The sequence below is a fragment of the Microbacterium sp. NPDC056003 genome (genome assembly GCF_042274785.1).
In the GTDB taxonomy this organism is placed as follows: domain Bacteria; phylum Actinomycetota; class Actinomycetes; order Actinomycetales; family Microbacteriaceae; genus Microbacterium.
Window position 1 is genome coordinate 345,461 of the sequence record NZ_JBHJXQ010000003.1, and the last position, 24,676, is coordinate 370,136.

The 24,676-nt window shown below is 71.2% G+C and carries 20 protein-coding genes; 17 read left to right on the forward strand and 3 right to left on the reverse strand.

Translation table 11 applies throughout. From position 1 onward, the window contains the following. Window positions 1–1,392 (reverse strand): class I SAM-dependent RNA methyltransferase, encoded by a 1,392-nt coding sequence (locus ACFC1W_RS13980; RefSeq protein ID WP_375993648.1) that lies wholly within the window; start codon window positions 1,390–1,392, stop codon window positions 1–3. A 23-nt stretch (window positions 1,393–1,415) separates the two neighbouring features. On the opposite strand from ACFC1W_RS13980, the gene ACFC1W_RS13985 reads away from it, so the two are divergent. Further along, entirely contained in the window at window positions 1,416–2,126 is a 711-nt protein-coding gene (locus ACFC1W_RS13985) for a Maf family protein (RefSeq protein ID WP_375993650.1), read from the forward strand. Between the two features lie 90 nt (window positions 2,127–2,216). Further along, on the forward strand, window positions 2,217–3,983 hold the full coding sequence (locus ACFC1W_RS13990; protein WP_375993653.1) for an acetyl/propionyl/methylcrotonyl-CoA carboxylase subunit alpha: 1,767 nt from the start codon (window positions 2,217–2,219) through the stop codon (window positions 3,981–3,983). Between the two features lie 222 nt (window positions 3,984–4,205). On the opposite strand, the gene ACFC1W_RS13995 is transcribed toward ACFC1W_RS13990, so the two are convergent. Then, a complete protein-coding gene (locus ACFC1W_RS13995; RefSeq protein ID WP_375993656.1) occupies window positions 4,206–5,654 on the reverse strand; it encodes an NAD(P)H-quinone dehydrogenase in 1,449 nt (482 codons plus the stop codon). 95 nt (window positions 5,655–5,749) lie between these two features. Here ACFC1W_RS13995 and ACFC1W_RS14000 point away from each other — a divergent pair, with 95 nt between their 5' ends. The 4 genes from ACFC1W_RS14000 to ACFC1W_RS14015 all read left to right on the forward strand — a co-directional run bounded on the left by ACFC1W_RS14000 (window position 5,750) and on the right by ACFC1W_RS14015 (window position 10,538). Beyond that, window positions 5,750–6,583 (forward strand): purine-nucleoside phosphorylase, encoded by an 834-nt coding sequence (locus ACFC1W_RS14000; protein WP_375993658.1) that lies wholly within the window; start codon window positions 5,750–5,752, stop codon window positions 6,581–6,583. A gap of 68 nt (window positions 6,584–6,651) precedes the next feature. Beyond that, a complete protein-coding gene (locus ACFC1W_RS14005; RefSeq protein WP_375994003.1) occupies window positions 6,652–8,343 on the forward strand; it encodes a phospho-sugar mutase in 1,692 nt (563 codons plus the stop codon). 197 nt (window positions 8,344–8,540) lie between these two features. Further along, window positions 8,541–9,917 (forward strand): MFS transporter, encoded by a 1,377-nt coding sequence (locus ACFC1W_RS14010; protein WP_375993661.1) that lies wholly within the window; start codon window positions 8,541–8,543, stop codon window positions 9,915–9,917. 36 nt (window positions 9,918–9,953) lie between these two features. Further along, window positions 9,954–10,538: a GNAT family N-acetyltransferase gene (locus ACFC1W_RS14015; RefSeq protein ID WP_375993664.1), complete on the forward strand. Its 585-nt coding sequence runs from the start codon at window positions 9,954–9,956 to the stop codon at window positions 10,536–10,538. A 453-nt stretch (window positions 10,539–10,991) separates the two neighbouring features. Here ACFC1W_RS14015 and ACFC1W_RS14020 read toward each other — a convergent pair whose 3' ends face one another. Next, window positions 10,992–12,917, reverse strand: coding sequence for a BglG family transcription antiterminator (locus ACFC1W_RS14020; RefSeq protein ID WP_375993666.1), 1,926 nt, complete (start codon window positions 12,915–12,917; stop codon window positions 10,992–10,994). Window positions 12,918–13,093: 176 nt separating this feature from the next. Between ACFC1W_RS14020 and ACFC1W_RS14025 the strand changes: the two genes are divergently transcribed. The 11 genes from ACFC1W_RS14025 (at window position 13,094) to ACFC1W_RS14075 (ending at window position 24,063) form a co-directional block, all read left to right on the forward strand. Beyond that, a complete protein-coding gene (locus ACFC1W_RS14025; RefSeq protein WP_375993669.1) occupies window positions 13,094–13,483 on the forward strand; it encodes a PTS sugar transporter subunit IIB in 390 nt (129 codons plus the stop codon). Between the two features lie 18 nt (window positions 13,484–13,501). Then, window positions 13,502–13,777 carry an HPr family phosphocarrier protein gene (locus tag ACFC1W_RS14030; protein WP_375993671.1) on the forward strand — a complete coding sequence of 92 codons (276 nt, stop codon included), beginning with the start codon at window positions 13,502–13,504 and terminating at the stop codon, window positions 13,775–13,777. A gap of 3 nt (window positions 13,778–13,780) precedes the next feature. After that, window positions 13,781–15,454: a phosphoenolpyruvate--protein phosphotransferase gene (gene ptsP / locus ACFC1W_RS14035; RefSeq protein ID WP_375993674.1), complete on the forward strand. Its 1,674-nt coding sequence runs from the start codon at window positions 13,781–13,783 to the stop codon at window positions 15,452–15,454. 41 nt (window positions 15,455–15,495) lie between these two features. Then, on the forward strand, window positions 15,496–17,178 hold the full coding sequence (locus ACFC1W_RS14040) for a PTS mannitol transporter subunit IICB (protein ID WP_375993677.1): 1,683 nt from the start codon (window positions 15,496–15,498) through the stop codon (window positions 17,176–17,178). Between the two features lie 93 nt (window positions 17,179–17,271). Beyond that, complete coding sequence (locus tag ACFC1W_RS14045; protein WP_375993680.1) at window positions 17,272–17,709, forward strand: PTS sugar transporter subunit IIA; 438 nt, start codon at window positions 17,272–17,274, stop codon at window positions 17,707–17,709. Continuing rightward, on the forward strand, window positions 17,709–18,866 hold the full coding sequence (locus ACFC1W_RS14050) for a mannitol-1-phosphate 5-dehydrogenase (protein ID WP_375993683.1): 1,158 nt from the start codon (window positions 17,709–17,711) through the stop codon (window positions 18,864–18,866). The genes ACFC1W_RS14045 and ACFC1W_RS14050 overlap by 1 nt, the downstream gene beginning before the upstream one ends. Before the next feature lie 68 nt (window positions 18,867–18,934). Next, window positions 18,935–19,735 (forward strand): alpha/beta hydrolase, encoded by an 801-nt coding sequence (locus ACFC1W_RS14055; RefSeq protein ID WP_375993685.1) that lies wholly within the window; start codon window positions 18,935–18,937, stop codon window positions 19,733–19,735. Next, window positions 19,732–20,454, forward strand: coding sequence for a TSUP family transporter (locus ACFC1W_RS14060; RefSeq protein WP_375993688.1), 723 nt, complete (start codon window positions 19,732–19,734; stop codon window positions 20,452–20,454). Before ACFC1W_RS14055 ends, ACFC1W_RS14060 begins: the two co-directional genes overlap by 4 nt. A 108-nt stretch (window positions 20,455–20,562) precedes the next feature. Next, window positions 20,563–21,927, forward strand: a complete 1,365-nt coding sequence (locus ACFC1W_RS14065) for a flavin-containing monooxygenase (RefSeq protein ID WP_375993691.1) — start codon at window positions 20,563–20,565, stop codon at window positions 21,925–21,927. Next, window positions 21,924–23,021 (forward strand): bile acid:sodium symporter family protein, encoded by a 1,098-nt coding sequence (locus tag ACFC1W_RS14070; protein ID WP_375993694.1) that lies wholly within the window; start codon window positions 21,924–21,926, stop codon window positions 23,019–23,021. The genes ACFC1W_RS14065 and ACFC1W_RS14070 overlap by 4 nt, the downstream gene beginning before the upstream one ends. Before the next feature lie 85 nt (window positions 23,022–23,106). Beyond that, window positions 23,107–24,063, forward strand: coding sequence for an SDR family oxidoreductase (locus tag ACFC1W_RS14075; RefSeq protein ID WP_375993696.1), 957 nt, complete (start codon window positions 23,107–23,109; stop codon window positions 24,061–24,063). Window positions 24,064–24,676 lie beyond the last annotated feature (613 nt).

Below are 24,676 nucleotides of genomic sequence, written 5' to 3' on the forward strand. Positions count from 1 at the left end.
CTAACGCCGACCCGTGACGGGAGTGAGAGCCGCCACGGCCTCGACGTGGTGCGAGTGCGGGAACAGGTCGAGGGCCTGCGCTCCCGTCGTGTCGTAGCCCGCCTCGCGGAAGGTCGCGAGGTCGCGGGCCAGGGCCACCGGATCGCACGCGACGTACACGACGGCCGCCGGTGACAGCGACGCCACCGACTCCACCACTGCCCGGCCGGCGCCGGCCCGCGGCGGGTCGAGCAGCACGACGCCGCGCGAGAGCCGCTCGCGCTCGGCTGTGGACGCCTCGGCGGCGAGCCGGGCCAGCCAGCGGTCGACACGGCCGGTCTCGGCTCGCGCGCCGACCCACTCGGCGAGGTTCTCGCCGGCGTGCTCGGTCGCGCGAGGGTCGGACTCCACGCTCGTCACACGCGTGGCGGGGCCGCCGACCTCGCCCAGCGTGGCGGCGAACAGTCCCACGCCGCCGTACAGATCGAGGTGCCACGCGTCGGCATCCCACCCGACGGCGTCGCCGAGACCACGCAGCGTCCGCTCGACGGTCGATGCGAGGGTGGATGCCGCGAGCCGGTGCACCTGCCAGAACCCGCCGGCGTCGACCCGGAACTCCCGGTCGCCGACGCGCTCGACGACCACCTCGGGCGCCGCCGGGCGAGGACCGCCCGTGCCCGCGCCGCCGCTGCTCGCCTTGCCGCCGGCACCGCTCCTCCCCGCGCCGCCGGCGCCGCGACCCCGTCCGCCTCGTCGACGACCGCGCTCGGTCTCGGGCCGCGGGAGCACGCGCACGCGCCCGTCGGCCGGCTGCACCAGATCGATGCGCCCGGGCTCGCCGGACGCCAGGCTCAGTGCGATCCGCTCGATGTCGGGGGTGGCCAGCGGCAGGCTCTCCACCGCGATCACGCGGTGGCTGCGGGCGGCGTAGGGGCCGATCCGGCCATCGTCGTCGACGTGGAGACTGACCCGCGTGCGCCAGCCGGTGCCGTCCGCGCTCTCCGCGTCGGATCCGGAGCCGGCGGGGGCGATGGAGACGTCGGGGTCCGGCATCCCGCCGAATCGCTTCAGCGCGTCGCGCAGCACGGTGAGCTTCAGCTCGCGCTGGTGCTCGAGCGCGATGTGCCCGAAGTCGGCGCCGCCGGGCCGGTTCTCGGGCGCGACGGCGATGTCGGCCTCGCGCCACACGTGCGGGCGGCGGTGGGGTGAGGCATCCCGCACCTCGATCGCCTCGGCGCGCCAGAAGGAGCTCTTGCTCGCGTCGGTGACCCGCGCGAGCACGCGTTCGCCGGGCAGGACGTCGGGCACGAACACCACGCGCCCCTCGTGCCGGGCGACGAACACGCCGCCGTGGGCCACGTCTCCGATCTCGAGTTCGAGGATCGGGCCGCGGTCGCCAGTCGAGTCGGTCACGAAGGAGAGCCTACGGTGGACCTATGCGCGTGTGCCTCGCCTCGACCTCGCCTGCCCGCCTCATGCTGCTGCAGCAGTTCGGCATCCGTCCCCTCACCGTCGCCCCCGACGTCGATGAGGACGCCGTCGTCGCGGCCGTCGAAGCCTCCGAGGGCCGCACGCTCGCGCCGGACGAGCATGTCCTCCTGCTGGCGCGCCGCAAGGCCGCCGACGTCGCGGCTCGGCTGGCCGATGACATCCCGGGCTTCGACGGCATCGTGATCGGCGGCGACTCGATGTTCGAGCTGGGCGGCGAGGTGCTCGGCAAGCCCTACACGGCCGACACCGCGGTCGCGCGCTGGCACGCGATGCGCGGGCAGACGGGCGTGCTGCACTCCGGCCATGCCGTGGTGCGCATGGTCCCCGGCGAGCCGGCGCGCGAGGTGCACGCCGTGGCCGAGGCGTCCGTCACCTTCGCCGATGATCTGTCGGATGCCGAGATCGACGCGTACGTCGCGTCCGGCGAGCCTCTGCACGTCGCCGGCGCCTTCACCGTCGACAGCCTCGGCGGCGCGTTCATCAGGCGGGTGGAGGGCGATCCCTCGACGGTCGTGGGGATGTCGCTCTCGACGCTGCGACGACTCGTGCGCGAGCTGGGCGTCGAATGGACCGCCCTGTGGGGCACCACGGACCCCTCTCTCGAGCACGCCGATCTGGGCGAGCACACCGATCAGGACCTGCATTCCGCGCCCTGACCGTCATTGTGGGAGGCGTCCCATGTTTCGGCGGTGTTCTTGTGCGAACCAGTCAAATCCCCACCGCGGTGCGTGGGTAGGCTGGCACGCATGCCTCAGATCGCCAAGGTTCTCGTTGCCAACCGCGGCGAGATCGCCGTCCGCGTCATCCGTGCCGCCCGTGACGCCGGGAAGGCCTCCGTCGCCGTCTATGCCGAGCAGGACCGCGACGCCATGCACGCCCGCCTCGCCGACGAGGCGTACGCCCTCGACGGCACCACCAGCGCAGAGACCTACCTCTCGATCGACAAGATCCTCTCGGTCGCCCGCCGCTCGGGCGCCGATGCGGTGCATCCCGGCTACGGCTTCCTCGCCGAGAACGCCGACTTCGCGCGCGCCGTCATCAGCGCCGGGCTGATCTGGATCGGCCCGAGTCCCGAGGCCATCGAGGCGCTCGGCGACAAGGTCACCGCACGTGCCGTCGCCGAGAAGGTCGGCGCGCCGCTGGCCCCCGGCACCCCCGGTCCTGTCGCCGGCGCCGACGAGGTCGTCGCGTTCGCCGAGCAGGTCGGCCTCCCCATCGCCATCAAGGCCGCCTACGGCGGCGGCGGTCGCGGCCTCAAGGTCGCCCGCACCATCGACGAGGTGCCCGAGCTCTTCGAGTCCGCCACCCGCGAGGCGATCACCGCCTTCGGCCGCGGCGAGTGCTTCGTCGAGAAGTACCTCGACAAGCCGCGTCACGTCGAGACCCAGTGCCTCGCGGACGCCGCGGGCAACGTCGTGGTGATCTCGACGCGCGACTGCTCGCTGCAGCGCCGCCACCAGAAGCTCGTGGAAGAGGCGCCCGCGCCGTTCCTCACCGACGAGCAGAACAAGACCCTCTACGACGCGTCGAAGGCCATCCTCAAGGAGGTCGGCTACGTCGGCGCGGGAACGTGCGAGTTCCTCATCGGCGCCGACGGCACCATCTCGTTCCTCGAGGTGAACACCCGCCTGCAGGTGGAGCACCCCGTGTCGGAGGAGGTCACCGGCATCGACCTGGTGCGCGAGCAGTTCCGCCTCGCCGAGGGCCAGGAGCTCGGCTACGACGACCCGACGCCCGAGGGGCACTCGATCGAGTTCCGCATCAACGGCGAGGACCCCGGTCGCGGCTTCCTCCCCCAGCCCGGACCGATCCACGTCTTCAAGACGTTCGGCGGTCCCGGCATCCGCCTCGACTCCGGCGTCACCGCCGGAGACACCATCTCCGGCTCGTTCGACTCGCTCCTGGCGAAGATCATCGTGACCGGCCGCGACCGCGCCGAGGCTCTCGAGCGCTCCCGCCGGGCGCTCGACGAGTTCGAGGTCGCGGGCATGCCGACCGTGCTGCCCTTCCACCGCAAGGTCGTGCGCGACCCCGCCTTCACCGCCGAGGACGGCGAGTTCGGCGTCTTCACGCGCTGGATCGAGACCGAGTTCGTCAACGACATCGCGCCGTGGGACGGCGAGCTCGAGGCCCCGAAGCCCAGCGAGCACCGCCACACGGTCGTGGTCGAGGTCGCGGGCAAGCGTCTCGAGGTGAGCCTGCCCGACCGCGTGGTCGCCGCGCCCGGTGTCGCGGGGCGTCCTGCCGCGGTTCCGCCGTCGCGCCGGTCGCACGCGCCGACCGTGGTCGCGGGCGCCTCGGGCGACGCCGTGAAGGCGCCGATGCAGGCGACGATCGTCAAGGTCGCCGTCGAGGAGGGCCAGCAGGTCGTCAAGGGCGACCTCGTCATCGTGCTCGAGGCCATGAAGATGGAGCAGCCGATCCAGGCGCACAAGGACGGCACCGTCGGCGCGATCAACGCTGACGCCGGCACCACCGTGTCGGCCGGGCACCAGCTGCTCACCATCTCCTGACGCTTCTCGCGCGACGTCGACGCGCTCGCGCTGTCGAACCCGGCAGCCGCGCGGTCTCCTTGAACGCGATCGCGCGTTCCGCTGCGCTCGCGCTGTAGAAACCTGCAGTCGCGCACGCTCGCGCGGACCGCGAGTGCAGCAAAGGGCAGCGGATGCCGCGGCCGCCACGCCTGCGTGCCGTCGCGACCGCCCGCCGCCCGCTCGAGCCCCCGATCCGGGCGATCAGCCGCCGTACACGTTGTGGTCGACGACGTGCATCGCGCGGGCGGCGTCGGTGATGCTGCCCGACAGCGACGGGTAGACGGCGAAGACCCGGGACACCTGGTCGACCGTGAGGCGACGCTCGACGGCGATCGCGATCGGGTAGATCAGTTCGGATGCGCGCGGCCCGACGATCACGCCGCCCACCACGGTGCCGCTGCCCTCGCGGGCGATGAGCTTCACGAAGCCGTCCTTGATGCCCATCATCTTCGCGCGCGGGTTGGCGGCGAGGGGCAGCTTGTGCACCACGGCGTCGATCAGGCCTTCGGCGATGTCCTTCTCCTGCCAGCCGATCGTCGCGATCTCGGGGGCGGTGAAGATGTTCGAGGTGATGCGGCGGCGCTCGAGCGGGATCACCACGTCGCCGAGCGCGTGGAAGATCGCGGTGCGCCCCTGCATCGACGCGACCGATGCGAGCGGCACGAAGGTCGTGCAGTCGCCGGCGGCGTAGATGTTCGGCACCGACGTGCGGGCGACGCGGTTGACCTGGATGTGACCCGACTCGGTCATCTGCACACCCGCCTGCTCGAGGCCGATGCCCGCGGTGTTGGGGATCGAGCCGACCGCGACGAGGCAGTGGCTGCCCTCGACGGTGCGTCCGTCGCTGAGGGTCACCAGCACGCTGTCGCCGAGGTTCTCGACCTTGTCGGCGCGCGACTTCGACAGCAGCGTCATGCCGCCGCGCTTGAACACGCGCTCGAGCACGGCCGCGGCATCCGAATCCTCGCCCGGAAGCACCTGGTCGCGGCTCGAGACGAGCGTCACCTTGGCGCCGAGGTTCATGTAGGCGCCGGCGAACTCGGCGCCCGTCACGCCCGAGCCGACGACGATCAGGTGCTCCGGGATGGCCTTCATGTCGTAGAGCTGGGTCCACGTCAGGATGCGCACGCCGTCGGGCTTCGCCGTCGGCAGCTCGCGCGGGGACGAGCCGGTCGACACCAGGAGGGTGTCGGCCTCGATGCGGTCGAAGTCGGTGCCGCCGGCGCCCGTCGAGACGACGACGGCGTTCTCGCCCTCGAGGCGGCCGTGCCCGGAGATGATCCGCACCCCCGCTTCGGCGAGCGAGGCGCGCATGTCGTCGGACTGCTGCCGCGCGAGCGACAGGAGGCGCCGGTTGACCGCGGCGAGGTTGATCGCGATCTCCGGCTTGAGCGGCTTGCCGTCCTTGCCCTTCGCGAAAAGCTGCACGCCGAGGTCGCTCGCTCCCGCGATCGCCACGGCCGCGTCGGCGGTGGCGATCAGCGTCTTCGACGGAACGACGTCGGTGATCACCGCCGACCCGCCGATGCCCGCCCGTTCGACCACGGTCACCTCGGCTCCGAGCTGGGCGGCGGCCAGCGCCGCTTCGTAGCCGCCGGGGCCGCCACCGATGATCGCGACGCTCTGAGTGCGCTCGAAGCTCAAGGACATGGCATCCATTCTCTCCCGCGCGACGGCGTCGGCACGACACCCCGACGGCCGCCCCCGGCTGGCCCTCGCCCCCGCCGCGCTCCTAGAGTGTCGGCATGTCTGACACCACCGGCAATCCCCTCGACGATCCCGCGGCCGACCCGTTCCAGGTCGCAGCCGCCGCAGCGGCCGACATCGCCCGCATCACCGGCGTCGAGCATCACGACATCGCCCTCACCCTCGGCAGCGGCTGGGGCAAGGCAGCGGACCTCATCGGAGAGACCACCGCGACCTTCCCCGCGACCGAGGTCACCGGTTTCTCTCGGCCGGCCCTCGAGGGCCACGTCGGCACTCTCCGCAGCGTCGTCACCCCGAAGGGACGCCGCGTGCTGGTGATCGGCGCGCGCACCCACTATTACGAAGGCCACGGCGTGCGCCGTGTCGTCCACAGCGTGCGCACCGCCGCCGCGACGGGCGCACGCACGATGGTGCTCACGAACGGCGCCGGCGGCATCAAGCACACATGGAAGCCCGGCACTCCGGTGCTCATCAGCGACCACATCAACCTCACCGGGGACTCGCCGCTCGAGGGCGCCACATTCATCGACCTGACGGACCTGTACTCGCTGCGACTGCGTGATCTCGCACGGTCGATCGATCCGTCGCTCGACGAGGGCGTGTACTGCCAGTTCCGCGGGCCGCAGTACGAGACTCCCGCCGAAGTGCGCATGGCCAAGACGATCGGCGGCCACATCGTCGGCATGTCCACGGCACTCGAGGCGATCGCCGCGCGGCAGGCGGGCATGGAGCTGCTGGGCATGTCTCTCATCACGAACATGGCGGCCGGCATCCAGACCACCCCACTCAGCCACCAGGAGGTCATCGACGCCGGCCGAGAGGCGGAGCCGGTGATCTCGTCGCTCCTCGCCCGAGTGGTGGGCGCGCTGTGAGCGACAGGGAGGTTCCGGCGGCCGCACCAGACCGCCAGGAGCCCGCGCCCGCATCGGTGCCCGCCGGCGTGGCGGACGGGGCGTCGGTCCTCGACCGTGCTCGCGCGTGGCTCGCGCAGGACCCGGACGGCGAGACCCGCGCCGAGCTGCGCACGCTGATCGCGGCGGCCGATTCCGGCGACGCGGCTGCGGCTGCCGACCTCGACGACCGCTTCGGCGCGCGGCTCGCGTTCGGCACGGCAGGTCTGCGCGGCGAGCTGGGTGCGGGCAGCAACCGCATGAACCGCGTGCTGGTCGCGCAGGCCGCCGCCGGTCTCGCGGCGTACGTGCGCGAGAGGGCGGGCGACGTCGAGAGCCCCACGATCGTCGTCGGCTACGACGGGCGACGCAACTCGCACGTGTTCGCCCAGGACTCCGCCGAGATCTTCGCCGGGGCCGGCCTTCGCGCCATCCTCCTCCCGCGCCTGCTGCCCACGCCCGTGCTCGCCTATGCGGTGCGCCACCTCGGCGCCGCCGCCGGCGTGATGGTCACCGCGAGCCACAATCCGCCGAACGACAACGGCTACAAGGTCTACCTCGGCGGTCCCGACGACGGGTCGCAGATCGTCGCGCCCGCCGACGCCGAGATCGCCGCGCACATCGAGCGCGTGGCCGAGCTCGGAGACATCTCCACCCTGCCCCGCTCGCTCGGGTACGAGATCGCCCCCGAGTCGATCGTCGAGGACTATGTCGCGGCGACCGCCGCCGTCGCCCCCGCCCCCGCCGGCGCGTCGGGTCTCTCGTGGGTCTACACCGCCATGCACGGCGTCGGCTGGGAGACGTTCTCGCGCATCCTCGAGACGGCCGGCTACCCGGCGCCCGAGCCGGTCACCGCGCAGATCGAGCCCGACGGCGCGTTCCCCACCGTGGCGTTCCCGAACCCCGAGGAACCCGGCGCGATGGACCTCGCGTTCGAGCGCGCCCGCGAGGTCGGCGCCGAGCTGATCATCGCCAACGACCCCGACGCCGACCGCCTCGCGGTCGCGCTGCCCGACGCCTCCTCCCCCGACGGCTGGCGCCGGCTGACCGGCAACCAGATCGGGCTGCTCCTGGGCTGGCGCGCGGCGCGTCTCACGGCCGAGTCGGGGGCCACCGAGGGCGCCTCTCTGGCGTGCTCGCTCGTGTCGTCTCCCGGCCTCGAGGTCGTCGCCCGGCACTACGGTCTGGACTTCCACTCGACCCTCACCGGGTTCAAATGGATCTCGCGCGCGCCCGGCATCGTGTTCGGGTTCGAGGAGGCGCTCGGCTACCTCGTGAACCCTGAGACGGTGCGCGACAAGGACGGCATCTCCGCCGCGGTGGCCATGCTCGGCATGGTGTCGGAGGCCCGCGGGCGGGGTGCCTCGCTCGCCGATCTGCTCGCCGAGTTCGACGAGACCTTCGGCGCCTTCGCCAGCGACCAGATCTCGGTGCGCGTCGACGACGTGTCCGCCATCGGGCGCATCATGGCGGCGCTGCGTGCGCAACAACCGTCCGCCATCGGCGACGTCGCGGTCGAGCGGATCGACGACCTGCTCGAGGGCGTCGACGATCTCCCCCCAGGCGATGTCCTGCGACTGTGGCTCGTGGACGGATCACGCGTGATCGTGCGGCCGAGCGGTACGGAGCCCAAGCTGAAGCTGTACCTCGACGTGCGCGGAGACTCGTCGGGCGACGCGGCCGAGCGCATCGCGGCACTCGCCGCGGGCGCGCGGAGACTGCTCGACGACCTCGGCGCCTGAGGCGCGAGCCTCGCGGTCCGCGGGCGGCAGTTACGATCCGTCCGCGGGTCCGCGCGGGCCCGCGATGGCGATCCATTCCCGGTCCGCGCGTGTCCGGACCCCGTGCTAAAGTGCAGGTCGCGATATATCGTGAACGCGTCATTTCGCGGCGCGTGCGTGCTATCGCCGGGGGATCGACACCGATACAAGGACGGGTGATGGCCGTGGCGAACGGCGAGTACGAAGCGGATGCCGCGGCCGAGGCATCCGATCCCCCTCACTGGCTCCGCAAAGTCGTCCTGTTCCTGAGCGGCCAGACGATCAGCCTGCTGGGCTCGATGCTCGTGCAGTACGCCGTGTTCTGGTACCTCACGATCGAGTACCGGTCGGGCGTCTACATGATGCTCGCGGCGCTGTTCGGGTTTCTGCCGCAGGCGGTGGTGTCGATCTTCGGCGGGGTGTGGGCCGATCGGCACAACCGCAAGTACCTCATCATGGGCGCCGACGCCGCGATCGCCCTGTCGACGCTCGCGCTGGCTCTCATCATGATGACCGGGTTCGACGCCGTATGGCTGCTGTTCGCGGTGATGGCGGTGCGCTCGGCGGGTGCCGGCATCCAGATGCCCGCGGTCGCTGCCCTGCTCCCCCAGATCACGCCCACGCGCAACCTGATCCGGGTGAACGGCGTGAACGGGTCGATCCAGTCGGCGATGGCGCTCCTCGCCCCGGCTGCGGCCGGCGCGATCTATGCGTGGTCGTCAGCGTCGACGGGCGGGACCGCGGCATCCCTCATCCCGATCTTCTTCATCGACGTGGCGACCGCTGTGATCGGCATCGGCATCCTCGCCTTCATCCCGGTGGGCACGGTGCGCAAGGCGTCCGAGGTGCAGACCGGCTACTTCGCCGACCTCGTCGACGGCGTGCGCTACGTCGTGCACCACGCCTTCGTGCGGTGGCTGCTGATCGTCTTCGCGATCATCTTCGTGCTCACGGTGGCGCCCTCGAACCTCACGCCGCTCATGCTCGTGCGCTCGTTCCCCGCGGGGGCCGAACAGGACGTCGTCAACCTCGCGGTGCTCGAGATCGCGTTCAGCGTCGGCATGATGCTCGGCGGCATCCTCGTCGCGTCGTTCTTCGCCAAGCGCAGCCGGATCGGGCTCATCGTCGTTTCGTCGCTCGTGTTCGGCGTGCTGTCGATCGGCCTCGGGCTCGCGCCCAACGTGTGGATCTTCTTCGGCTTCATGTTCCTCGTGGGGCTCGCCGTGCCGTTCTTCTCGACGCCGTCGATGACCCTCCTGCAGGAGACGGTCGAGCCCGAGCGGCAGGGGCGCGTGTTCGGGTTCATGGGCATCGTCATGGCGGTCGCGATGCCGCTGGGCATGGTCGTCTTCGGGCCCCTCGCCGACGTCCTGCCGATCGAGCTGCTGCTGGTCGCGGCAGGCATCCTGACGTTCGTCGTGATCGGGCTCGCGGTATGGCTGCCGGCCGGGCAGCGCGCGATCGCGGCGGCACGCGCGGCGTCGCAAGTCGCCGGGGGCGACCCCGCGGTGGCCGCGGCCGCGGTCGAAGAGGCGATGCACAGCAAGGAGCCGTGAGCCGCGGCATCCCGCCCCGCGTCCTAGGCTCGGAGGATGCTCCTCACGCAGCCGACCACGCTCGAGAACGACCACGTCCGCCTGGAGCCGCTCAGCGCTGATCACGTCACGGACCTCGCCGCCTCGGCGGTCGGGCACGAGCACGCGTGGTACACGTCGGTGCCCCAGCCGGACGATGTTGCGGCTGACGTGGCCCAGCGCTTGCGGTGGCAGGACGAGGGGCACATGACGGCGTGGGCCGTGCGCAGGCTCGACACCGGCCGTGTGATCGGCGAGACGACGTTCTGCAACATCGACCAGGCCAACCGGCACGTCGAGATCGGCCACACGTGGATCGGCCTCGAGGCCCAGCGCACGTTCGTGAACACGGCGTCGAAGCTGCTGCTGCTCGGGCACGCGTTCGAGGCGTGCGACGCGATCGCCGTCGAGTTCCGCACGCACTGGCACAACCGGCAGTCGCGCGCGGCGATCGCGCGCCTGGGCGCCAAACAGGACGGCGTGCTGCGCAATCACCGTCTCGGCCCCGACGGCACGCTGCGCGACACCGTGGTCTTCTCGATCCTGCCGACCGAGTGGCCCGCGGTGCGCCTCGGTCTCCGGGAGCGCCTGCGCCGCGGGTGACGTTTCCGCCCCAGCCCTCGCGCCCCGCCCTTGGCACCCGCCCTTCGCGCCCCGGCCTTCGCGCCCGGGCCTTCGCCGAGAACAGGAGTTCTGGCCGAGACAGGACGATTCACGGCATAACGTCCTGTGTGCGCCAGATCACCTGTTCTGGGCAACCCGGGAGGACTCGGGATGCCAGCGGCAAGCGCCGCGTCGCCCGTGAACTTTGCGTCCCGGCCCTTCGGGCCCGTCCCTTCGACCGAGAACAGGAGGTCTGGCGCAGACAGGACGATTCTCGGCATAGCGTCCTGTGTGCGCCGGATCACCTGTTCTGGCGCAGACAGGACGATTCTCGGCATCACGTCCTGTCTGCGCCAGATCACCTGTTCTGGGCAACCCCGGGAAGACTCGGAGTGCCAGCGGAAACGCCGCGCCGCGGGTGACGGCCGCGCCGCGACGAGTGGATGCCGCGGCTCAGCCGTCGATGACGGCGACGAGCTCGTCGAGGAAGCCGCCGAAGTCGGCGGAGCGCCGGACGATCCGCTGCACGCTGTCGCGCTCGGAGAACACCTCGACGAACTGCTCGAACACCGTCTGGAACGCCTCGCGGTCGGTTTCGGAGAACGCCACCAGCGCCACGACCTGCACGCGCCCTTCGCCCCACGGAATCGACGGGTCGGCGATGCCGATGGCGATGGAGGTGCGGGTCGCCGTCATCCCGAGCGCATGGGGCACGGCCAGCGCGTCGGTGAACGCCGTCGAGGACAGCTTCTCGCGCTCGATCGTGCGCGCGACATAGTCTTCGTCGATCACGCCCTGCGCGATGAGCGCGTCACCCAGCAGACGGATGACGGCCTCTTCGCCTCCGGCCTCCCCCAGCCCGCGCACGAAGGCCGAGGGTGCGAAGTAGCGCTCGAGCTCGGTGCGCAGCCGGGCGAGTCGCCGGCTGCGACGGATGCGGCCCGCAGCCGCCTGCACGCGCTCGATGTCGGCGTCCGTGAGGAACGGCTGGATCTTGACGATCCGCTCGCCCGGCACCGCCGGGTCGATCGTCGTGAGCACGAGGTCCGTGTCGATCGACGCCCAGTCGGGATCGACGCGGGTCTCGACGCCGACGACCTCGATCGCCTGCCCGAGGGACCGGTCGACGCTCGACCGCAGCAGCTCGTGCAGGTCGTAGTACCCGGGGCACACGATCGTCGCGGTGAGGAGCTGGTCTGCGCGCCGGCTGCGCTCGAGGCGGCCGCCGACGTGCATCGCGATGTAGGCGATCTCGTCGTCGGGCAGCGGGATGCCCAGGCGCTCCTGCAGGCGGCTCGCGATGAACACCGCCACCTCGAAGATCATCGGGTACGTCGACTTGAGCGACCGGGTGAGCGGGTTGCGCGACCACGCCTGCTCCCGCGCCCGGTGCTGCAGGTTCTGCACGTGCAGCGCGAGCCGCAGGATGAAGTCCTCGTGGGCGATGTCGACGAGGAACTCGGCCGACGCGGTGCCGACGACATCGCGCACCGCCGCCTCGACCTCGGGGTCCAGTCGTGATCGGGCGTGATCCGCGGGAGCCTCGGCCCCGGGCGCGACGACGCGCGTGAGGACCAGCGTCGCGAGATGCTGCAGGTCGCCCGACCCGAGCTCGACGCCGAGATGCTTCTCGGCGAGCCGGCCGAGCAGCGCGGCGACCTCCTCCTGCGCGGGCTTCGATCCGGCTGTCGGGCGCTCGAGGCCGCGGTCCTGCGACACCCGGTCGGCGGCGATGGCGATGTGCATCACGACGTCGGCGATCCCGAACTCGTTCACGAAGTAGCCCTGGGCGCCGAGCTCGGCGACGAGGTCGGCCTTGAACGGCCCGAAGGCCGCCGCACCCACGGAATCCTCACCGAGTGTGCGGCGCAGGGCGACGATGTCGAACGACCCGGCGTCCATCTCGTCATGGGCCAGGCGGCTGAGCAGCCGCCGCTGCGCCATCTCGGTGCCGCGCAGCCGCGCGCGCGACGCGGAGCGCTCGAGGGTCAGCTCGGTTCCGCCGAGCAGGCCGCGCACGCGCGCGAGGTCGGCGTCGAGCGTGGCCGGGCTGACGTGCAGCCGGTCGGCGAACTCGAACGTGTCGATGCCCTCGGGGTCGTCGAGCAGTGCGCGCACGAGGGTGTGCAGGCGATCACGCGGGGTGCCGGCATCCGTCCCCGCCGTCCGCTGTGCAGCCGCCGCATCCGCTCCCGCACGATAGCCGAGCGACCCCGATTCGATCGCCGTGCCGGGTGCGACGCGCGCGTTCACCGCGGTCACATACGAGCGGATGCTGCGCGGCGTGACGCCGAGCGCGTCGGCGAGGGTCGCGGCCGTCGCCCACTCTCCGTCGCGCAGGAGCAGGCCGAGCAGCCTGTCCTGTCGCGCTCTCGTCACGGGGGGGTCCTTGCTTCGACGGCGGGCCTCGACGCCCGGGTTCTGCCAGTCAACCACGCGTCGCGCGCAGGCGAGCCGCGGCGCCCGCATCCGCTCGTTCTTTCCGCCCCACCGGAAGAAGGACTGGTTGTCCGCTCCCAGGGAACTCACAAGAATGGCCATGAGGAGGCGGGTCGATGAGGATCCTCGTGGTCTGCGGAGCGGGTGCGTCGAGCACCTTCGTCGCCCAGCGCGTGCGCCATGCGGCCCATGATGCCGGGTTCCCCTACTCCGCCTTCGCCGGCACCGAGCAGTCGCTTCCGATCGACCTCGACGCCGCGGATGTCGTGCTCGTCGGTCCGCATCTGGCCCATGCGGTGGAACGCATCGAGCGGGATGCCGCGGCCCGGGGCACGACGGTGGTGCTGCTGCCGCCCGACATCTTCACGGATCTGGACGGCACACGGACGCTCGCTCTCGTCCGCGACGCGGTCGGACCCGCCGGGGGGCCGGCTCCGACCGCGGGCGGCACGCCCGGGCCGACCGCAGCGCCCCCGGCCGCCGACCAGATCCCCACCCGCGACTGACGACAGAGAGGTCACACCATGCCATCCATCTCACGGACCGTCCGCATCGGCTCGTCCCACGGCCTGCACGCCCGGCCGGCGAAGCTCTTCGCGCAGGCGGCGAAGGAGGCGGGCATCCCGATCACGGTCGCCAAGGACTCCGGCACGCCCGTCAATGCGGCGAGCATCCTCGGGGTCATCGCGCTCGGCGTCGAGCAGGGCGACTACGTCACGCTGACGGCCGACGGCGACACCGCGGAGACTGCGCTCGACACCCTCGCCGAGCTCCTGACCACCGACCACGACGCGGCCTGAACCATGACCGAGCTGCGTGGAGTGGGAATCGGCCTCGGCGTCGCCCAAGGACCGGTGGCCCGCATGGCCGAGCCGCTGCCGGCGCCGAGCGATGCGCCGAGCACGATGACCGCCGACGACGAGAGGGCGCGCGTGACCGAGGCGGTCGCCGCGGTCGCCCGCGAACTGGAGCAGCGCGGTGCGCAGGCCGGCGGCGCCGCGCAGGACGTGCTCGAGGCGCAGGCCATGATGGCCGAGGACCCCAGTCTCGCCGACGAGGTCGCCTCGCGGATCGACCAAGGCAAGACCGCCGAGTTCGCGGTCTTCGACGCCTTCGCCTCGTTCCGCGACCAGCTCACGGCGCTCGGCGGCTACCTCGGCGAGCGCGCGGCCGATCTCGACGACGTCGCCCAGCGCGTGATCGCGCGGCTGCGCGGGGAACCGGCTCCGGGAGTGCCCGATCCGGGGCATCCGTTCGTCCTCGTCGCCAAGGATCTCGCCCCCGCCGACACCGCCCTCCTCGACCTCGACAAGGTGCTCGCGCTCGTCACGAGCGAAGGCGGCCCGACCTCGCACACCGCGATCCTGGCGCGCGAGAAGTCGATCGTCGCCGTGGTCGGCGCGGTCGACGCGAGCGGCCTGCGCGAGGGCGAGACGGTGATCGTGGATGCCGCGGCCGGCGTCGTCACGACCGACCCGACCTCCGATGAGCTCGAGCGCGCGCTGCGCCGCGCCGAGGACCGCGCGGCTACGTCATCGGCGCCCGTCACCGACGGCGCTCTGTCGGACGGCACCCCGATCCCGCTGCTGGCCAACCTCGGCAAGCCGGAAGCCGCGGCCGACGCGGTCGCCCTCGGCGCCGAGGGAGTCGGCCTGTTCCGCACCGAGTTCCTGTTCCTCAGCTCGGCGCAGGCGCCGACCGTGGAGCAGCAGCGCGAGGCTTACATGCAGCTCCTCTCCGCCTTCCCGGGCAAGAAGGTCGTCGTGCGCGTTCTCGACGCCGGCGCCGACAAGCCGCTCGCCTTCCTCAACGACGCGCACGAGGAGAACCCCGCGTTGGGCCTCCGCGGCATCCGTGCGCTGCGCGCGAGCGAAGACATCCTGCGGGAGCAGCTGACAGCGCTGGCGGAAGCGGATGCCGCGACCCGGCAGTCGCCCGCAGGGCCGGCCGATCTGTGGGTCATGGCCCCCATGGTGGCTACGTTCGAGGAGGCCGTGTACTTCACCGACCTCGCGCGCGACTATGGCATCAGGACGGCGGGCGTGATGGTCGAGGTCCCGTCCTCGGCTCTCCTCGCCGACCGGATCCTCGCCCACGCCGACTTCGCCTCGATCGGCACCAACGACCTCACGCAGTACACGATGGCCGCCGACCGGCTGCTCGGCTCGGTCGCCTCGCTGCAGGATCCGTGGCACCCTGCCGTGCTGCGACTGATCCGCGAGGTGGGCGACGCCGGTCGTGTCCACGGAAAGCCCGTCGGTATCTGCGGCGAGGCCGCCGCCGACCCGCTCCTCGCGGTCGTGCTCGTCGGCCTCGGCGCGACCAGCCTCTCGATGGCCCCCACGGCGCTCGCCGACGTGCGGGCCACCTTGCTCCAGCACACCCTCGACGATGCGCGTGTCATCGCCGAGGCCGCCCTCGCCGCGAACGATGCGGCATCCGCCCGAACCGCGGCGCAGGCCGCGGCCACCCGATAGGCCGCACGCGCGGTCGCCTGAACGACAAGGGAGACACAGCAATGACGACGACGTCAGCGCCCGCATCGGGCATGAGCAAGGCGAGAGTGGGAGTCCAGCGCTTCGGCACCTTCCTCTCCGGCATGATCATGCCCAACATCGCGGCCTTCATCGCATGGGGATTCATCACCATGCTCTTCATCCCCGCCGGGTTCTTCGGCGTGGACAGCCCGTTCGGCTGGCACTGGTATCCGGTCTCGGAGATCATCGGCGGCGGTGGCGACCAGGCGATCATCGGCTGGCAGGGCTCCATGGTGGCCCTCGCCGAGGCCGACGGAGCGACGTTCCTGGCCTACGTGGGTCTCGTCGGGCCCATGGTCACCTACCTGCTGCCGCTCCTCATCGCCAACACCGGCGGCCGCATGGTCTACGGCGAGCGCGGCGGCGTCGTCGCCACGATCGCAACCGTCGGCGTCATCGTCGGAACCAACATCCCGATGTTCCTCGGCGCGATGATCATGGGGCCGTTCGCGGCGCTGGTCACGAAGTGGATGGACCGCATCTGGGACGGCAAGATCAAGCCCGGCTTCGAGATGCTCGTGAACAACTTCTCGGCGGGCATCCTCGGCATGCTCCTCGCGATCGTCGGGTTCTTCGCGTTCGGCCCGGTGATGCTCGGCATCAGCGCCGTCCTGGGCGGCGCCGTCGGCTGGCTGGTCGAGTTCAACCTGCTGCCGCTCGTCTCGATCATCGTCGAGCCGGCGAAGGTGCTGTTCCTCAACAACGCCATCAACCACGGCGTGTTCACTCCGCTCGGCATCGAGCAGGCGGCGGAGACCGGCAAGTCGATCCTCTTCCTCATCGAGGCGAACCCCGGGCCCGGCCTCGGCCTGCTGCTCGCGTTCACCTTCTTCGGAGTGGGCGCAGCGAAGGCGTCCGCTCCCGGCGCGATCATCATCCAGTTCTTCGGCGGCATCCACGAGATCTACTTCCCGTACGCGCTGAGCAAGCCGATGACGATCCTCGCCCTGATCGCGGGCGGCGCGACCGGCGTCACGACGAACATGCTGCTGGGCGGTGGACTCGCGTTCCCCGCGGCTCCGGGCAGCATCATCGCGGTGACCGCCGCGGCGATCGGCCCCGGCATCGGCAACCTCCTGGTGGTCTACCTCTCGGTCGCCCTCGCGGCCACGGTGACCTTCCTGGTCGCCGGCGTCATCCTGCGGGCGTCGCGCAAGCGCGACCTCCTCGCCGAGGCCGACACGTTCGGCGCCGCGATCAGCCAGACCGAGGCGAACAAGGGCAAGTCGTCGGCGGCGCTCGACGCCCTGCGTGCCTCGGACGGAAAGGACCGCGAAGCGGTGCGCGAGGCCGAGGAGGCCGTCGACAAGCTCGAGACCGAGGCCGAGACGGCGGGCATCGCAGACGGCGGTGTGCTCACCACCAAGCGCGTGCGCAACATCGTGTTCGCGTGCGACGCGGGCATGGGCTCGTCGGCAATGGGTGCGAGCGTCCTGCGCAACAAGATCAAGAAGGCGGGCATCGAGGACGTCACGGTCGTCAACAAGGCGATCGCCAACCTGGATGCCTCGGCGGACCTGGTCATCACGCAGAACCAGCTCACCGACCGCGCGCGCAAGCAGACGCCCGACGCGGTGCACGTGTCGGTGGACAACTTCATGAACTCGCCGAAGTACGACGAGGTCGTGGACCTCGTGCGTGACCAGCACCAGGATGGGGCTTAAGGCGCATAGGCGGCTGCGGAGCCGGGCGGCGGGATGCCCCCGGCTCCGTGGTCTTCGGTGAGAAGCATCCGCACCACCACGAAAGGCAACGAAATGGCACGTGACGTACTGAGCATCGGACAGGTCCGGATCCACAGCGGGAGCGCGACGCGCGAAGAGGCGATGAAGGAGGCCGCCGACATCCTCGAGTCCGCCGGTGCCGTCACCAGCGCCTACTTCGACGCGATGCAGCAGCGGGAGCAGACCGTGTCGACCTACATGGGCAACGAGCTCGCGATCCCGCACGGCACGAACGAGACCAAGCACACGATCCTCGACTCGGCGCTGTCGGTCGTCCGCTACGACGGCGGAGTCGACTGGGACGGCGAGCCGGTGACGTTCGTGATCGGCATCGCCGGCAAGGGCGACGAGCACCTCGAGATCCTGTCGCAGATCGCGATCCTCTTCTCCGACGAAGACGAGGTGCAGAAGCTCAAGCAGGCGCAGACGCCCGAGGAGCTCTTCGCGCTGGTCTCCGCCGCGGGCGTGTGATGAAGGCCGTCCACTTCGGAGCCGGCAACATCGGCCGCGGGTTCGTCGGGCTGCTGCTGCACGAGGGCGGCTACGAACTCGTCTTCTCCGACGTCGCAGCCCCGCTCGTCGACGCCATCAACGCCGTCGACTCCTACACCGTCCACGAAGTGGGCGATCGCGGCCGCGACACGGTCGTCACCGGCTTCCGGGCGATCAACAGCGCCGATCATCCCGACGAGGTGATCGAGGAGATCGCCTCGGCGAACGTCGTCACGACGGCGGTCGGGCCGACGATCCTGAAGTTCGTCGCCCCCCACATCGTGGCCGGGCTCGCCCTGCGCGACCCCTCGTCTCCGCCGTTGCAGATCATGGCGTGCGAGAACGCGATCAACGCCACCGACGTGCTGCGCGACCTCATGAAGGAGTCGGCCGGCGACGCGTGGGAGGCCCTCACCGCCCGCGCGGTGTTCGCGAACACCGCGGTCGACCGCATCGTCCCCGCCCAGCCGGAGGGCGCCGGCGTCGACGTCACCGTCGAGCCCTTCTACGAGTGGGCCATCGAGCGCCTGCCCTTCGGCGACGAACCGCCCGTCATTCCCGGCGCGCACTTCGTCGACGACCTCGCGCCGTACATCGAGCGGAAGCTCTTCACGGTGAACACCGGGCACGCCGCGACCGCGTACTTCGGCGCCCAGTCGGGCATCGACACGATCGCGGCGGCATTGTCCGACGAGGCCATCGCCGCGCGCGTCGCTGCGACCCTGGAGGAGACGTCGGCGCTCCTCGCGGCAAAGCACGGCCTCGACGCCGCCGACCTGGCGAGCTACCGCGTGACCATCCTGGGCCGCTTCCGCAACGCGGCGCTGCCCGACACGGTGTGGCGGGTCGGACGCCAGCCGCTGCGCAAGCTCTCCCGGCATGAGCGCTTCGTCGGACCCGCCGCGGAGGCGGCAGAGCGCGGCCTGTCGGTGGACGCCCTCGTCGCGGCGATCGGCGCGCTGCTGGCGTTCGACGACAGTGAGGATCCGCAGGCGGTGGATCTGCAGCGGATGCTGCGCGAGCAGGATGCCGCGAGCTTCACCGCGGCCGCGACCGGCCTCGAGCCGCAGCATCCGCTCTTCGCGAAGGTCGTCGCCGTCGTCGAAGCTCGACAGGCGGAGATCGGCGCGGGCTGAGGAGGCGCGCCGACGCACGTCTGCCCGCGCAGCGCGGAGGGATCCCCGCGCGCGATTACGCTCTTCTGGTGACCGCTTCGTCCTCGCCCGACTCCTCCGCCGCCCCCTCCGGGACACCACGCTCGCGCCGGCGCGGGCTGCGAGTGCTGTGGTGGATCCTCGGGTCGGTCGGCGCCCTGCTCCTGCTCGCCGTCGTCGGCATCCTGATCTGGAGTCAGGTCGGAGTCATGGCGGCCGAGCCGGAGCCGCTCGCAGAAGTGAAAGCGAACGCCGCGATCGAGATCACCGACACGTCGGGCGCGATCGTGATGGAGCCCGCCGCCGGCGCGTCCGACACGGGGCTCGTCTTCGTGCCGGGCGCGAAGGTCGATCCGTGGGCGTACGCGAACAACCTCGCGGGCGTGGTCGAGGAGGCGAACGTCACCGTGGTGATCACGAAGCCGTGGCTGAACCTCGCGTTCTTCGACCTGCGGCCACTGTCGGCGTTCACCGAGCTCGTGCCCGGGATCGACACGTGGGCGGTGGGGGGCCATTCGCTCGGCGGCGTGCGCGCCTGCCAGCTCGCGACCGATGCCGAGGCCCTCGTTCTGTTCGGCTCGTACTGCGCGAACGACCTGTCCGACTCCGGGCTGCCCGTGATCAGCATCGCAGGAAGCGAGGACGGCCTCTCCACTCCAGAGAAGATCGCCGACGCCCGGCCGCTCCTGCCCGAGGACGCACGCATGGAGGTGATCGACGGCGCCAGCCACGCGTCCTTCGGCGACTACGGCCCGCAGGCAGGAGACGGCACGCCCACGATCTCGGACGCAGAGATGGATGCCGCGCTGTCGGCGCTGCTGGTGTCGTTCGCGGAGGAGTTCGCGCAGTGACGCTCGTCCTCGCGTGCGCCGCCGCGTTCGTCTCGGCCGTCATCCAGCGCATCACCGGGCTGGGCTTCGTCCTGGTGCTGGTCGGGCCGATCGTGCTGCTCTACGGCCCACTCGAGGGCGTGACGATCGGCGTGCTGCTCGCGCTCGTCGCGTCGCTCACGGCCATCCCTCTGGTGTGGAAGCAGATCGAATGGCGTCGCGCCTGGTGGCTCATCTGGCCGGGGCTGCTCGCCGCTCCATTCGGCGCCCTGCTCGTGCGCGTCCTGCCCGAGCCGGCACTGCTCCTGCTCATCGCCGCCATGGCGTACTTCGCCCTGCTCGCCGGCCGGATGCCGGCGCTGTCCGCCCCACTGCGCGGCCGGACGGGCGCCGTCGTCGCGGGTTCGGCGGCGGGGTTCATGCACGTCGCGAGCGGGCTGTCCGGCCCTCCGCTCGCCGCATACGCGGTCGGCGACGGGTGGCCTCAACGCCGGTTCGCCGCGAGCGTGCAGGTGATCTTCGCCGTGTTCAGCGTCGTCTCGGTCGCACTGCGCGGGCTGCCGGCATCCCCCGTTCCCGATGTCTGGACACTCGTGGCCGCCACGGCCGGCGGGATCGCGATCGGAACGATTCTGAGTCGCCACGTCGCGCCGGGCATCGCACGGACGGCGATGCTCGCCATCGCGTGGGCGGGCGCCACGGTGGTGCTCGTGCGCGGCATCCTGGCACTGTTGTCCTGACGGCATCGCCCCTGATCGGATCCGATTTCGGTTAATGCCGACTAACGTTTAGTGTTTCTTCGCTGGGGTCGGCGTCGTCACGCCGACACAATGACGTGTGGGAGACGAATGAGCGAGCTTCGCTATGCCATCATCGGCGCCGGTCCATCGGGACTGTCCGCCGCGCGCGCCCTCCAGAAGGCGGGCATCGAGTTCGACGGATACGAGGCATCCCGCGGCGTCGGGGGCCTGTGGGACATCGAGAACCCGCGCTCGACCATGTACGAGTCCGCGCACCTCATCTCGTCGCGCACCACCACGGAGTTCGCCGAGTTCCCGATGGACACCGACGCCGACTACCCGAGCCATCGCACGCTCATCCGCTACTTCCGCGACTTCGCGGACCGATTCCGCCTCACCGAGCGGTTCCGGTTCGAGACGAAGGTCACCTCGCTCACGCGCGACGATGACGGCGAATGGATGCTGCGCGCCGACTCCCCCCACGGCCCTGTCGCCGAGCGCTACGACGGCGTGATCCTCGCGAACGGCACCCTCGCCGAGCCCAACGTCCCGACCTTCCGCGGCGAGTTCACCGGCGAGCTGCTGCACACCAGCGCGTACAAGACCGCGAGCCAGCTCACCGGCAAGCGCGTGCTCATCATCGGGGCGGGCAACTCCGGCTGCGACATCGCGGTCGACGCCGTGCACCACGCGGCATCCGTCGACATGAGCGTGCGCCGGGGGTACTACTTCGTGCCGCGGTACCTGTTCGGCAAGCCGAGCGACACCCTCAATCAGGGGCGACCCCTCCCCGCGCGGATCAAGCAGTTCGTGGACAAGAGGGTGCTGCAGGCGTTCACCGGCGACCCGGTGCGGTTCGGCTTCCCGAAGCCCGATTACCGGCTCTACGAATCGCATCCGATCGTCAACACGCTGATCCTCAACCACCTCGGCCAGGGCGACCTGCGGATCCGCCCCGACGTCGACCGCTTCGACGGCCGCACCGTGCACTTCCGCGACGGCTCCAGCGGCGAGTACGACCTCGTGCTCCTCGCGACCGGCTACACGCTCGACTACCCCTTCGTCGACCGCGGGGCGCTGCACTGGACCGGGTGGTCGCCCGAGCTCTTCCTCAACGTCTTCCCGCCGTCGTTCAACGGGCTGTACGTCATGGGCATGATCGAGGCCTCGGGCATCGGCTGGCAGGGCCGCTACGAGCAGGCCGAGCTGATCGCGGAGTACCTCGCCGCGCTGGAGCGCGACCCCGGTCGCGCGGCAGAGTTCCGCCGCCGCGCGACGAGCGAGCCGTGGCCCGACCTCACCGGCGGCTACAAGTACCTCGGACTCGAGCGCATGTCGTACTACGTGAACAAGGACGCCTACCGCCGCGCCGTGCGCGCGGCGACCACCGCGCTCCGCGGCGACGCACGCGACGCGGCGCCGGGGCGCGGCATCCGCTCATCTCGTCGCCGGTCGAAGAAGGTGCCCGCATGAATCCCGACGACATCGTCCTGAACTTCAATCCCGGGACCCTCGTCATCCTGAACGTGGTCCTCGGACTGATCATGTTCGGCATCGCGCTCGACACCACGGTCGACGATTTCAAGGTCGTCGCCCGCAAGCCGAAGCCGTTCGTCATCGCGATCCTCGCGCAGCTGCTCGTGCTGCCGGCCGTCACGTTCGGGTTGACGCTGATCCTTCCGGTGACGCCCTCCATGGCGCTGGGCATGATCCTCGTGGCGTGCTGCCCGCCCGGCAACATCTCGCAGGTGCTCACCCACCGCTCGGGCGGCAACGTCGCCCTGTCGGTGTCGATGACGGCCGTGTCGAACGTGATCTACATCTTCGCGCTGCCGCTCAGTGTCGCGTTCTGGGGCTCGCTGCACCCGACCGCCTCGACGCTGCTCGAGGCGGTCGAGCTCAACGCGTGGGCGATGCTGCTCGACATCTTCCTCATCATCGGGCTGCCCTTCGCGGCGGGCCTGCTCATCCGCAACCGGTTCGAGCGCTTCGCCGTGCGCGTGCAGCCGTTCGTCAAGTGGTTCTCGCTTCTCGCACTCGTCGGCTTCATCGTCGCTGCGCTGGCCGGCAACTGGGCCTATTTCGTAGCCTTCCTCGGCATCATCGTGCTCGTCGTGACGATCCACGACGCCGTCGCCCTCGCCATCGGCTACAGCACCGCGGTCGTGGGCGGGCTCGGCACCCGCGAGCGCAAGGCGATGACGTTCGAGGTCGGCATCCGCAACGCCGGCCTCGGGCTCGGCCTCGTCTTCGCCTTCTTCGGCGGACTCGGCGGCATGGCCATCGTGGCCGGCTGGTGGGGCATCTGGGACATCATCGCCGGCCTGATCGTCGCCGCCCTGTGGGCGCGGCACACGAGGAAGCGCACCGGCAGCTCGAAGGGCGACGCGACCCGGCACGCGGTGGGCCGGGATGCCTCGGCTCACCACGCCGCGGGTTACGGCGCTGCGGGCACCGCGGCGGGTGACGCCGCCGCGCGTGACGGCGCTGCCGGTGACGCCGCCGCCGGTGACGCCGCCGCGGGTGACGCCGCCGCGCCCGATGCCGCCGCGGGACCGGCATCGTGAGCGTTCGCGTGCTCGTCACCGGCGGAGCGGGCTTCCTCGGATCCAACGTCGCAGCCGCGCCCGACGCCGCCGCGGGACCGGCATCGTGAGCGTTCGCGTCCTCGTCACCGGCGGAGCGGGCTTCCTCGGATCCAACGTCGCCGCCGCCCTCGTGGCGCACCCCGATGTCGAGCTCGTCGTCGCCGGCGACGTGCGCCGGCCGGAGCATCCGCTGGAGGGAGTCGTCTACGACGACTGCGACGTCACCCGGGCGTCGGGCCTCGTGCCGTTGCTGGAGCGCCACGGCATCGACGTGGTCGTGCACCTCGCCGCGATCGTGAACCCGGGCCGCGACCACGACCTCGAATACCGCGTGGACGTCGAGGGATCGCAGCACGTGCTCGACGCATGCGTCGCGGCGGGCGTTCGCCGCGTCGTCGTCTCGTCGTCGGGCGCGGCGTACGGCTACCACCCCGACAACCCGGAGTGGCTGCGTGAGACCGACGCGATCCGCGGCAACGACGAGTTCCCGTACTCGAAGCACAAGCGCCTGGTCGAGGAGATGCTCGCCGAGCGCCGGCGCATCGCTCCCGAGCTCGAGCAGGTCGTGTTCCGCATCGGCACGATCCTCGGCCCGACCGTGCAGAACCAGATCACGGCGCTCTGGGACGGCCCGCGCGTCCTCGCGGTGCGCGGCTCGGACTCGCCCTTCGTGTTCGTGTGGGTCGACGACGTCGCCGCCGCCATGGTGCGCGCCGCGACGGACGGGCCCGCCGGCATCTACAACGTCGCCGGCGACGGGAAGCTCACCGTGCACGAGATCGCCCGGCGACTCGGCAAGCCGCTGCTCACCGTGCCGGCGGGCGTCCTCGCCTTCGCGCTGCGCGTGGGACGGATGCTGCGCCTCACCGTCCACGGACCCGAACAGGTCGGCTTCCTCCGCTACCGCCCGGTGCTCGCCAACGAAGCGCTCAAGCGCGACTTCGGCTTCACCCCGACGAAGACCTCGGCCGAGGCCTTCGAGGCCTACCTCGAGACGCACCCCGGCGTCGCGCGGCGCTGAGCCTCGGGCCGCGGCATCCTTCCCCTCCTCCGTCGCTGAGATCAGGAGATCTGGCGGAGACAGGACGATTCGCGTCAGAACGTCCTGCGTACGCCAGATCTCCTGATCTGGGCGAAGGCAGGCGGGGCCCGCGGCGCCCGCGGGGGCAGGCGCCGCCCGCGGCGGCGGCGACCGCGACGGGCCGCGGCAGGCGCCAGGCGCCGGGCGCCGGGCTGCGGCATCCCTCCCCTCGGCTGTCGCTGAAATCAGGAGATCTGGCGGAGACAGGACGTTTCGCGTCAGAACGTCCTGCGTACGCGAGATCTCCTGATCTGGGCGAAGGCAGGCCAGGGCCGCGAGGGCCACAACCGCCGCGCGCCGCCGCGCGCGACGGCGGCAGGCGCCGGGCGGCCGGCGCCGGGCTGCGGCATCCCTTCCCTCGGCTGTCGCTGAAATCAGGAGATCTGGCGGAGACAGGACGTTTCGCGTCAGAACGTCCTGCGTACGTCAGATCTCCTGATCTGGGCGAAGGCAGGCCAGGGCCCGCGGCACCGCGACGCCGCGCGACGCCGCGCGCCGCGCCGGCGGCGGGCGCGCGGCGGCGGCAGCCGCGCGCGGCGGCGGCAGGCGAACC